10 protein-coding genes are annotated in these 11,774 nt (G+C 50.4%); 7 read left to right on the top strand and 3 right to left on the bottom strand.

The features are described 5' to 3' along the window. Window positions 1-14 precede the first annotated feature (14 nt). The 7 genes from EYB58_RS02695 (at window position 15) to EYB58_RS02665 (ending at window position 8,230) form a co-directional block, all read left to right on the top strand. The gene (locus EYB58_RS02695; protein WP_242637527.1) at window positions 15-758 is read left to right on the top strand and encodes a precorrin-2 dehydrogenase/sirohydrochlorin ferrochelatase family protein; all 744 of its coding nucleotides are present in this window, start codon (window positions 15-17) and stop codon (window positions 756-758) included. A 5-nt stretch (window positions 759-763) separates the two neighbouring features. Beyond that, complete coding sequence (locus EYB58_RS02690; RefSeq protein WP_242637526.1) at window positions 764-1,591, top strand: cytochrome C assembly family protein; 828 nt, start codon at window positions 764-766, stop codon at window positions 1,589-1,591. Between the two features lie 24 nt (window positions 1,592-1,615). Next, window positions 1,616-2,911, top strand: a complete 1,296-nt coding sequence (gene hemA, locus EYB58_RS02685; protein WP_111955447.1) for a glutamyl-tRNA reductase — start codon at window positions 1,616-1,618, stop codon at window positions 2,909-2,911. A gap of 11 nt (window positions 2,912-2,922) precedes the next feature. Then, window positions 2,923-5,223, top strand: coding sequence for a penicillin-binding protein 1B (mrcB, locus tag EYB58_RS02680; protein WP_111955445.1), 2,301 nt, complete (start codon window positions 2,923-2,925; stop codon window positions 5,221-5,223). Beyond that, on the top strand, window positions 5,220-5,723 hold the full coding sequence (locus tag EYB58_RS02675; protein ID WP_111955443.1) for a hypothetical protein: 504 nt from the start codon (window positions 5,220-5,222) through the stop codon (window positions 5,721-5,723). Before mrcB ends, EYB58_RS02675 begins: the two co-directional genes overlap by 4 nt. Window positions 5,724-5,834: 111 nt before the next feature. Next, window positions 5,835-7,118 carry an Hsp70 family protein gene (locus EYB58_RS02670; RefSeq protein WP_111955441.1) on the top strand — a complete coding sequence of 428 codons (1,284 nt, stop codon included), beginning with the start codon at window positions 5,835-5,837 and terminating at the stop codon, window positions 7,116-7,118. A gap of 188 nt (window positions 7,119-7,306) precedes the next feature. After that, a complete protein-coding gene (locus EYB58_RS02665; RefSeq protein WP_242637525.1) occupies window positions 7,307-8,230 on the top strand; it encodes a hypothetical protein in 924 nt (307 codons plus the stop codon). A gap of 36 nt (window positions 8,231-8,266) precedes the next feature. Here the strand turns inward: EYB58_RS02665 and EYB58_RS02660 are convergent, their stop codons facing one another. From EYB58_RS02660 to EYB58_RS02650, 3 genes are read right to left on the bottom strand one after another with little or no spacing between them, the layout of a single operon-like run. Next, a complete protein-coding gene (locus tag EYB58_RS02660; protein ID WP_111955437.1) occupies window positions 8,267-8,980 on the bottom strand; it encodes an ABC transporter ATP-binding protein in 714 nt (237 codons plus the stop codon). Further along, window positions 8,980-10,674, bottom strand: a complete 1,695-nt coding sequence (locus tag EYB58_RS02655) for an ABC transporter permease (protein ID WP_242637524.1) — start codon at window positions 10,672-10,674, stop codon at window positions 8,980-8,982. The genes EYB58_RS02660 and EYB58_RS02655 overlap by 1 nt, the downstream gene beginning before the upstream one ends. Continuing rightward, complete coding sequence (locus EYB58_RS02650; RefSeq protein WP_111955499.1) at window positions 10,638-11,684, bottom strand: thiamine ABC transporter substrate-binding protein; 1,047 nt, start codon at window positions 11,682-11,684, stop codon at window positions 10,638-10,640. The genes EYB58_RS02655 and EYB58_RS02650 overlap by 37 nt, the downstream gene beginning before the upstream one ends. Between the last annotated feature and the right edge of the window lie 90 nt (window positions 11,685-11,774).

The following is an 11,774-nucleotide window of genomic DNA, read 5'->3' as shown; positions in this document are numbered from 1 at the left end:
TATAATGATAAAGATTGAAAAAAACTAACAGGCAATATATATTAAACGCCCTGCTCAAACAAGGGCAGATAAGGGATGAAGTGATGGATTATTATCCGATTTTTTTAGATGTTAAAGACAGAGAGTGCCTTGTGGTCGGCGGTGGGGCTGTGGGAACAAGAAAGGCGTTTGGTCTTGTCCGGGCGGGAGCCCGGGTGATCGTGGTCAGCTTTGGTTTTTCAGAAGAATTGTCAAATACGCCGTTTTCCGCCGTCACTTTAAAAGAAAAAAAATTTGAGGATTCGGATCTGGACGGCATGAGCCTGGCTTTTGCCGCCACAGATAATATGCAGTTAAATGCCAGGATACGACAGGCTGCCCAAAAGAAAAATATATTGTGCAATATTGCTGACGGCCGGGACAAAGGGGATTTTATTTTGCCGGCGGTAGTGGACAGAGGCGATCTGTTATTTGCCGTATCTACCTGCGGGGCAAGTCCGGCACTTTCAAGACGCCTGCGCATGGCGCTTGAAGCACGTTTCGGTCCTGAATATGGTATACTTACAGCCCTTTTAGGCAGTATCAGAGCCATTTTGCTGGAACGGGGACATGACCCCAAGGGGCACCGCAAAATTTTTTGTGCCTTGCTTGATGCTAATTTGCCTGAAAAGATTGCCGCAGGGCAAACCCGGCAGATTGATGCCGTGCTTGCCAAGGTCATAGGTGACGGCTTCAGTCTGGATCGGCTTATGCCCGATTTCGGTACCAGGGAGTTGTGATGTTCATGAATATTCCTTTTATCCTTTTGCAGTGTGCAACGTTTTTTTACCTGATCAGTACAGCCGGGTATTTTTGTTATCTGTTTCACCAGAAAAATCGGATCCAGCAGACCGCCTTAGGCGCGCTGGGCATCGGGGCCGTGGTTCATCTGTTTGCCATTGTTCTGCAAAGTGCGGCACTTGGCGGGCTGCCTATCTATACCCTTGCCCAGAGCCTGTCCATGGCAGGCCTGTCCCTTGCTGCCATGTTCATTTATACGCAGTACCGGTTCCGTTTAAAAATTCTTGGTGTGTATGCCACGGCCATGATCAGTGTCCTGATGCTTGCGTCCCTTTTTCTGCCCGAGGTCGCCAAGGCCCCGGATAAGATATACAAGGGCATTTTCTTTTTCGGGCATATTATACTCATCTTCAGTGGGGAGGCCATGCTGGCCCTGGCCTGTGGTGCCGGTATTCTTTATCTGCTTCAAGAGCAGGGCATCAAAGGCAAAAGTCCGGGGTTCTTTTTCAAACGGCTGCCGTCTTTGGATTTTTTGGATGCCGTGTCCTATACCTGTATTACTACAGGGTTTGCGTTGCTTACCTTTGGGCTTGTCACCGGTTTGATTTATGCCAGGTCCGCGTGGGGCAATTTCTGGCAATGGGATGTAAAAGAAGTGTTTTCCCTGGGTGCCTGGCTGGTGTATGCGGCCCTTTTGCACCTGCGGCTCTATTCGGGCTGGCGGGGGCGTAACTCCGCAATCATGTCCGTGATTGGCTTTATCATATTAATTTTTACCTTCCTGGGGGTGAATTTCTTCCTTGGCGGGCATCACCAGGGGTTTACCCAATAAGAACAGGACGCAGATTAACCCATTATGCCAAAGATAATTCTGATTGGTGCTAGCCATAAGACCGCGCCTGTGGAACTTCGGGAAAAATTGTCTTTTTCCCAGGAACAGATTGAAACCGCCCTGGAATTTATAAAACAGGACTCGGGTATCAAGGAAGGCCTGGTTTTTTCCACCTGCAATCGTCTGGAATTTTTATATATTCCAAAAAACAGCGATGTGAACAACATAGACAGAGTTGATGCTGTACTGGCATTTATTTCTGAACTCAAGCAGTTACCTGTTTCAGAATTCAAGCCATCCCTATACATCCATACCGATGACGATGCTATCCGGCATCTGTTTTGCGTGGCGGCAAGTCTTGATTCCATGGTGGTGGGGGAACCCCAAATTCTGGGACAGGTGAAAAAGGCCTATAAAACTGCCTTACGTGTCGGTACTACAGGGGTCTTGCTCAATCGCCTGATGCATAAATCCTTTTCCGTGGCAAAGCGGGTGAGAAAACAGACCGGTATTGGTGATAATGCCGTTTCTATTTCCTATGCCGCCATTGAACTCGCCCATAAAATTTTTGCCGATCTTGCCACCAAAAGCGTTATGCTCATCGGGGCTGGTGAGATGGCGGAATTGGCTGTTGAACACCTTATGACCCACCAGGTGGAAAAGATTGTGGTGGCCAACCGCACATTTAAAAATGCCTTGGAACTGGCCCGTAAGTTCAACGGCCAGGCTGTTCAGTATGAGGAACGGGAATCCGTACTGGCCGACGTGGATATCATTATCAGTTCCACCGGGGCCACGGATTATGTATTAACCCGTGACCAGGTCAAGGGCATCATGAAAAAACGGCAGCACAAGACCCTGTTTTTCATTGATATTGCCGTGCCCAGGGATATTGACCCCCGGATCAATAAAATCTCCAATGTTTATGTTTATGATATTGACGATTTGAGAAATATTGTTGAAACAAATATCAGTCAGCGTGCACAGGAGACCATAATGGCGCAACGGTTTGTGGAGGAGGCTTTGCTGGCTTTCCGCCGATGGCTGGATGAATTGGCCGTGGTGCCTACCATCAAGGCCATCAACCGCAAAATGACTGACATTGTGAATCTCGAATGTGAGAAAACCCTGGCCGGTCTGCGCCATTTGTCAAAGGATGATGTCGAGTCCATTCGCAGGATGACCAAGGCCATTGCGTCCCGTGCCATCCATGATCCCATTTTGTTTTTGCGTAACACCGGTGATCACCGGGACGATTCTTTGTATTTGAATATAGCCCGGCAGCTGTTTAATCTGGACATCCCGGATCACAATTATTGAAGGTGTTCTAAATGAAATTGTTGCGATGGTTGGTCATTTTTTTATTCTTATGTGCCTGCATGGCCTTTGGGGGCTATGCATATCTGATCAACCATCAGGTGGCTGAGCGCTTCAAGGACCGGTTGTGGGATGTGCCGGCCAAAGTATATGCCCGCCCCATGACCCTCTACATAGGGTTACAGCTGTCCGCCAAGTCCCTTGGGCAGGAATTGGACCTGCTGGGATACCGAAAAGTTTCAACCCAGGCACAGCTGACGGTACCGGGCACTTACACCCGGTACCAGGGCCGATTTATTCTCAATTGCCGACCCTTTAATTTTGGTGACCAGCGTCGTCCCATGCGGCGCATAGAACTCACCATCTCCCGCAGCCGCGTCACCCGGCTTAAATCATTAGGCAGCACCGCTGACATGGAACAGTTGGACCCGGTTCTGATCGGGCAGTTTTACCCGTCTTCCATGGAAGACCGTGTCCTTGTTACGACTGAAGATATCCCGGCTCTACTTAAAAAGACCATTGTTGCCGTGGAGGATAAAAATTTTTATTCCCATTATGGTATTGATTTTAAGTCCATTTTCCGGGCCATTGTGGTCAATATCCGCGAGGGGCAGTTTACCCAGGGTGCCAGTACCCTGACCCAGCAATTGGCAAAAAATTTTTTTCTTTCTCCTGAAAAAACATTTAAGCGAAAAATCAGCGAAGCGTTTGTCGCGGCAGCCATTGAGCGCCAATTTACCAAGGAGGAAATTCTTGAAGCCTATATTAACGAAGTTTATCTAGGACAGGACGGTGCCAGGGCCATACACGGGTTTGGATTAGGGGCTCAGTTTTACTTTGGCAAGTCTCTGGGGCTACTTTCTCCCGAAGAAACGGCTCTTTTGGTGGGCATGCTTAAAGGACCGTCCGTCTACAATCCAAGGGTTCATCCGGACCGGGCCACGGCCCGGCGAAACACCGTACTTGGTCTCATGGCAGACCAGGGATTGATTCCATCCCCCAATCTGACTAAGTCACTTGGCCGGCCCCTGAACGTGATTCCGGTACCCCGGCAATGGCGGTTTCCCTTTTACCTGGATTTGGTTAAGCGCAGGTTGCTCAAGGAATACCGTGAAAAAGATTTAAAAACCATGGGGCTGCGTATTTTCACCCCCTTGGATCCTTTGGTACAGTTAGCTGCGGAAAAGGGGGTGGCCGATTTCATGGCGGGCAGAAATTCAAAGCTTCAGGCCGGTGTGGTGGTAACGGCCTGTGCCACCAATGAGATTCAGGCCCTGGTGGGGGGCAAGCAACCTAAATATGAAGGGTTTAACCGTGCCCTGGATGCAAAGCGTCCCATTGGCTCCCTGGTGAAGCCTGCGGTATACCTTTCGGCATTGGAACAACCTGAAAATTATACCCTGGTGACCCGGATCCATGACGGGCCTGTGTCATTGAAAAGTGGCGGCCGTCTTTGGAGACCCATGAATTATGATAAAACATTTCATGGGGAATTGCCCTTGTACCAGGCCCTGGTCCACTCCTACAATACGTCCACGGTCAAACTTGGCATGGCCCTTGGGTTGGAAACTGTTTTTGCAACCATGGGACAGTTGGGATTTAAGCCGTCTGCACCGTTTGTGCCTGCAATGCTTCTAGGCAGTTTTGAGATGACCCCGGTTCAGGTTGCCCAAGTTTACCATACCCTGGCCTCGGGGGGATTTTACACCCCGGCCCGGGTCATAAATGCCGTGTATACCCCTGATGGGGAAACGCTCCAGCGCTATCCGTTGCGCATTGAACAGCATTTGGATCCCGGCGCCGTATTCCTGGTGGACAAAACACTTCAGGCTGTGGTCCGGGAAGGTACCGGCAGATCTTTGTCCAGATGGCTCTCTCCGGATTTGGGCATTGCCGGAAAGACCGGAACCACCAATGATCTGCGGGATACCTGGTTTGCCGGGTTTTCCGGAAATCGCCTGGCCGTGGTCTGGGTAGGCAGGGATGACAACAAGTCCACAGGGCTCACCGGGGCTTCCGGTGCCATGCAGGTTTTTGGCCGGATGATGGCACAGATCCCTAATACGCCACTGGTCCTGACCCCACCGGAAAATATTGAGTGGGCGGTTATCAATCCCCAAACCGGACTTCGTGCCAATAACAATGCGCCCGGCGCCCTTGCCGTGCCTTTTATCCGCGGGTCTGCCCCTGTTGTTTCTGATCCCGTTCCTGACGTCGCTCCCCCGACTCCGGCAGATTTCGGGCCTGACAAACAACCTGTGCAGAAAAAAAAGCCACGATATCTTATTGACTGGCTCAAGGATGTATTTAAATGAAAAATTTTTGTTTTTATCTTCTTGTCATGGCCCTTTTCGTTTTATCCGCCTGTGCGCAAAAAAGACCTGTTTCCATGCCCCAGTCCCATCTGCCCCCTGAGTCCGTGCCTGAAATCGGCGGGTCTGTACCGGCTCAAAGTACTGTGCCCGATGGTTCGGCCGTTGCGGATAGCGGGGACGACCAGAATCCACTTTTGTCTGCTGTTCGCCCGGTTCAACGTCCCAGGCCCAAGGCACTGACCCGGATGATCAAGAATGCTGAAAGTCAACTTAAAAAAAGGCAGCCCCAGCTTGCCTTTTCTACTTTGGAGCAGGCATTGTACATTGATGGTCAGGACCCACTGGTCTGGCACCTGATGGCAAGGGCCCAGTTTGACCAGGGAAACATTGTCCAGGCGGTTTCCCTGGCCCAAAAGTCCAACAGCCTATCGGCTGCGTATCCGGACGTAAGGGAAAAAAACGCAGCACTTCTTCGTAAAGCCCAGGGTCGCTACAACTAAAAATAATGACGATTGGGACTTTTAATTTATGCCATAATCCTGTAAATATATCGGTTTGTTTTTTTAACCGTTAATGGTCTCGGTATTGCCGGGACACTCTCAGGAACGCGTATGTCCCCTACATTTGGCATTGATTTCGGCACCTCCAACTCTGCCTTGGCTGCAAGTGTTGACGGTCAGGTACAGCTTTTGGATATCGATCCGGGTAATCCCCTTTCAAATTCTTTGAAATCCATTCTTTATTTTATAAAGGAAGAGGGACAGAATTTGTCCTTTGTGGGCTATGAAGGGGTTAAACAATATATCGAGAACGGTGCCGAAGGCCGGTACATGCAGTCGATTAAATCTTTTTTATCGGACATTTCCTTTCAAAAAACAAATGTCTACGGTAAAAATTACACCATAGAAGAGCTGATTGGTTATCTGCTTAAGACGATGAAGGAGCGGGGGGAGGCTATTGTCGGCCGGGATGTAGACCAGGTTGTACTTGGTCGTCCGGTTGTTTTTTCAATGGATGGGGAACGGGAACGCACCGCGACCCAGCGGCTGATAAAGGCAGCGCAAATTGCCGGGTTCAAGGAGGTTCTCCTGCAGATGGAGCCGGTTGCCGCTGCCCGGGCCTATGAGGATAGCCTGCCCCCAAACCGGGAACAGATTGTGTTGGTGGGCGACTTTGGTGCAGGCAGTTCTGATTTCACTGTGCTTAAAGTGGGTAATTCGCCCCACGCCGGGGACAGGGAAAAGGACATACTTTCCGTTGGCGGGCTTTATATCGGCGGGGATAATTTTGATTCCCTGATCATGCGCCATAAAGTGGCAAAATACTATGGCACGGATGTTAAAGTCAAATCCATGTTCAGTGATAATTTTACGGGACTGTCCCCGTTGGTTTTGAGCCATTTGATGCAGTGGCACCGTATCCCATGGCTTCGGCGTCCCCAAACCCTTGGGAGTATAAAAGAACTCAAGGTGTGCGCAGGACTTCGGGACAAACGCCTGCTGGAAAACCTGGAACGTTTGATCAGCGATAACTATGGATATCTGTTATTTAGGGCCATTGAGTCCGCAAAATGCCGCCTGTCCGAGCATGATGACGCAAGCGTAATTTTCAAGGATTACGGCATCGTCATTGAAGAGCTTGTAACAAGACCTGCATTTGAAGATATGATCCAGGATCTGGTTGTAAAGATAGACACCTGCGTGGCAGATACCCTTGCCAATGCCGGAATCGGGCCTGAACAGGTCAACGCGGTGTTTCTGACCGGCGGATCTTCATATATCCCGCTGATCAGAGCCATATTTGAGTCCCGGTTGGGTGCAGATAAGATTAAAACCGCCGACGCTTTCACCAGTGTGGCTTACGGGCTTGGTCTTGAAGCAAGCCTGATAAAATAATCTACAATACAGGCCAGGGCTTGGTTTCTCTTTGATTGCCGTTGCATATTTATGCAGGGCGTTCGAGGGACAAAAGATGCGAGTTTGTCATTGTAGCACCTGAATGAGTTAGCGACTAGCTATACATGGAAATTTTATTATCTTCAATTGAGTTTACGGCGGCTCTGGTATTTCGGATGGGTTCGATAATGTTTATTAGCCTTTTCGGGGTGGAGCTGTTCATGCAGATGGGGCTGATGCGCTACCTGAAACCTGTTGGAAAGCCTGTGGCAAGGGCCGCCCGTTTACCGGCCGAGACGGCGGTTTGTTTTTTGGCAGCAGTCGGTTCCATGATCGCGGCCCACACCATGGCAGCCCAATTCCATGCGGACGGACGCCTGGATGACCGTGAGCTAAGGCTGACTGGCATCCTCAATACGGTGCCCTTTCATCTCAAGGAGACCCTGACCTTTCAGCTGCCCATTGTTTTGCCTCTGCTCGGTGCCCGTCTGGCCATGATTTATATTACCGCCTTCTGGCTTACCGGCGTGCTGAAACTTTGCTATGTACTTGTCCGTGGAAGGGCCCGGGGCAATGGCAGACAACCGTTGGAAATCGAGGCGGATCCGTTTTCGGCTTATGAATGCGCACCGGACGATGCCAATTGCCTTAACCGCAGTTTTACCCGGCTTTTGAAAGACGCCTGGCATGCCCGGAAAAAGATGTTTTTCAAAATGATGGGGGTGCTGGCTGTTGTGACCCTGCTGGTTCAAGTGCTGACCGAGTCGGGAATGCTCTCCTGGGTAGAGTCGGGGATCGCCCCTTTGACTTCCGCCCTTAGTTTGTCCCCGGCCGTAATTGGCCCGCTCACCACCTATATATTCAGTCCGGTTGCGGGGATCAGCTACATGTCAACCCTTTTGACCCAGAACAGCATCAGCGGCTATGAGGCGATCACAGCTCTGATCGCCGGCGGTCTTATTATGATACCGGTTACCCGCCTGCGCCGGACTTTGCCCCGGTATATCGCTATTTACGGAGGGCGTAACGGCAGTGCTATTTGTGTTATAACCATGATGTTTGCGCTTTTATCCAGAATATTGGTCCTGGCCTGGATTCTCTTTTTTTATTAGGCTCTATTCCCGATTAGGGCGGGGGACAACAAACGTTCAGGCCATGAACGATTTGATCCAGTCGTTGACCGGATGATGAATCAGCTGGTCGGGACTGCCCTGCTGGACAATTTTGCCCTGGTTCATCAGGATAATTTGAGCGCCTGCGGCAAAGGCTTCTTCGTGATCATGGGTGACAAAGATGGTGGTGATGTGCAGTCGGGATAAAATTTGGGTGAGCTGGTCCAGCAGGTGTTTTCGCAAGACCCGGTCCAGTGCACTTAAGGGCTCGTCCAGCATGAGCAGCCTGGGGCCCGGGGCAAGGGTTCTTGCCAGGGCCACCCGTTGGCGTTCGCCTCCGGACAGTTCATCGACTTTTCTGTTTTCAAACCCTTTAAGATTGGTCAGCGAAAGCATCTGTTCCACAATTGGTGCCTGATCACGTTTGGACATGCCCTTCATTTTCAGGCCAAATGCAATGTTGGCAAACACATCCAGGTGGGGAAAAAGGGCATAGTCCTGGAACATCATCCCAAAGTTGCGCTTGTGCGGGGGCAGATCCAGGATGGAGACGCCATTGAACCGGATATCGCCTGAGTCCGGCGTATCAAGCCCTGCAATCATGCGTAACAGTGTGGTTTTCCCGCTGCCCGATGGGCCGAGCACAGACAGCCGGCTGCCCCGGGGCAGAGCAAGGTTAATGTTGTTTAAAATATAGCTGCCTGTTGCACTGGTTTTGCTTACGTTGTGTATGATGAGTTCATTTTCCATTAAAATTGCTGTATTCCTTTTAAACTGATTTTTTCAATGAGAATAAACCCGGCTGCCGTGACCGCCATGAGAAGGGTTGAAATGGCCATGGCCTGGCCGTAATTCATGGCGCCTGGCTGGCCTAAAAATCGGTAAATGGCCAGGGGGATGGTGGGCGTGCGTGGACTTGCCGTGAAAATAGTGGCGCCGAATTCTCCCATACTGATGGTAAAGGCAAACACGGCGCCTGCTGTCAGTGCACCGGATATCAATGGCAGATCAATGCATCTGAATATTTTCCCAGGGCCGGCGCCTAACATGGCGGCGGCTTCCCGGATGTCATTGGGAACACTTTTTAAGGCAGGCAGCACCGCCCGAAGCACAAAGGGAAATCCCACCAGTGCATGGACGAAAGGGACAAGCAGAATTGAAGACCGTAAGTTCAGCGGTGGGCGGTCCAGGGTAATGATGATGCCGAATCCTAACGTTACTGCCGACGTGGACAGGGGCAGCATAAACAACGGGTCAAAAAATGCGGCAAAGCCTTTTGCTTTTACCCGGTCCATATGGTTCAGGCAAAGGGCTGCGCATAAGCCTGTCACAAGGGAGATAAGAAGGGCTGTGCCCGCAAAAATAAAAGAGAATTTAATTGCCGTAAACGGCGGGACATGAAAAATGGAGTTGGCAGGGTTGTCAAAAATGGCCCAGTAGTAAATCAGGGACAATTGCCCTTCATGGACCAGGGACTTTCCTGCAAGCGCTGCCAGGGGGAAAAGGCATAACAGAAGAATAAAACCGGCACTGCCTGCCACTGCTGCCTTTTCCCAAAATCTTTTCGGCCGTTTAAAAGTGGTGTGACCGGCCTTTGGCGCAAAGCGGACAGCCTTTCGGGAAAAGGCGGTGTAACAGCCCATGAGCACCAGGGTAAAACCGATTTGGAGCAACGAGAGAAAAGATGCCACCGGCAGATTGAACATATAGGCGGCCTGGCGGTAGATCTCTGCTTCTATCGTGGAATAGGCAGGTCCCCCAAGAATCAGAATGATGCCAAAGCTTGAAAAACAGAAGATGAACACCAGAAAGCAAGCGGCCCATACCGCAGGCATGAGAAGGGGCAGGGTAATATGGATAAAGGTCTGAAACGGTCCGGCTCCGAGCATGGCTGCCGCTTCTTGGAATTTGGCCCGCAACCCTGTCCAGAAACTGGTCAGAATTCTGAGCATGACCGAAAAATTGTAAAACACATGGGCCATGAAAATCAGAACGAGGGGGTGGCGGATATTTAACATGCCCAGCCATCCGTTTTTGCCGAAACTTGCATCAAGGGCCGCAGCCACCACCACGGCAGGCAGAACAAAAGGGATGGAGGCGCACAGGGTTAAAAACGTTTTACCTTTAAATCGGTAATGGGACATGACAAAAGCGCACGGGAAGGCAAACGCCAGGGTCAGGCCCGTGGACACGGCTGCCTGCCAAAAGGTGAACCAGATGATATGGCGAAGGCGCTGTGATCCGGCAATCTGGTTTAAAAAGGACAGGTCGATATGAAGGTGTGAGGGAAAGTCCGGCACAAAACTTCGAAGAAATATCCCGGCCAGGGGGTAAAAATAGAAAATGAGAAAAAATACAAGGGGGACCAGCCCCGCCAGCACATAGGGGTGCGTATAACTCCTTGCTTTCACCGCAACAGATTTTCCGTCCATTCCCGGAGCCATTTATCCCTATTCCGGTCGATCTCCTCTGGGGGCAAAGACGCAGGCGCATCAGTAATTTTTGCATGCTTTAAAAACACGTCAGGCAACTTTGCCTTTGTGTTGGCCGGGAACACAAACATTTGCAAAGGAATGTCTTCCTGGAATTTTTGACTTAAAAGAAAGTCCATGGCCTTTTTTGCAAGATCTGTGTTGGCACTGTTTTTTAAAATGCCTGCAAATTCAATCTGGCGAAAAGCCGATTGGTTCTCAATGACAACGCCGGTGGGAGCTGTGGTGGATTTTTGTTCAGCATAAAACACTTCTGCCGCAGGACTTGAGGCGTAAGAGACCACAATGGGGCGGTCTCCTTTTGAGGCGGCCGTGAACTGCCCCCAGTAGGCTTCCTGCCAGCCGTTTACCACCATGACCCCGTTGGCTTTAAGTTTCTGCCAGAAAGATATGTACTCCTTTTCACCGAAACGACTGATGGTGGCCAGAAGAAAGGCAAGTCCCGGGGATGATGTGGCCGGGTTCTGGACAACGGTGAGGTCTTTGTATGCCGGACGCAGCAGATCTTCAAGGCCGCTTGGGGGAGCAAGGTGTTTTGCCTTGAACCATTGGATGTCATAATTGAGGCATACATCACCAAAATCCACAGGTATCAGACGATTTGTGGCATCTAATACCAGGGAGGTGTTAATATTTTCAAATCCAGTGGGGGTGTAAGCAATGAAAATATCATGGTCCAGGGCCCTGCCTATAAAGGTGTTGTCCACACCGAAAAACAGGTCAGCCATGGGATTGTTTTTGGACAGAATCGCCTTATTTAATGCCTGGCCGGCATCTCCGGAGCGTAAGATCGTGATATCGGCTCCCACGGCGGTTTTAAAATCTTCGAGTACGGATTTAGACATACTGAAACTGTCATGGGTCATGATGGTTAACTCCCGGCACAGGGCCCGGGTTGTGAGCATGGGCAGTGTTAAAATCAAGCAGACCATGACAGTGGCGAGAGCAGTATATGGTTTCATTTTTATTCCATTTTTAGTGCTGTCACTAAATGAGGTTTTTGGTTTAAGGAATGAGTCCGAAATAAACTTAACCTGGGAGCGCGGGCCTTT

Source organism: Desulfobacter hydrogenophilus (assembly GCF_004319545.1).
GTDB lineage: Bacteria > Desulfobacterota > Desulfobacteria > Desulfobacterales > Desulfobacteraceae > Desulfobacter > Desulfobacter hydrogenophilus.
The sequence above is the reverse complement of the archived record's forward strand: the minus strand, read 5'-3'. Positions and strand labels throughout refer to the sequence as shown.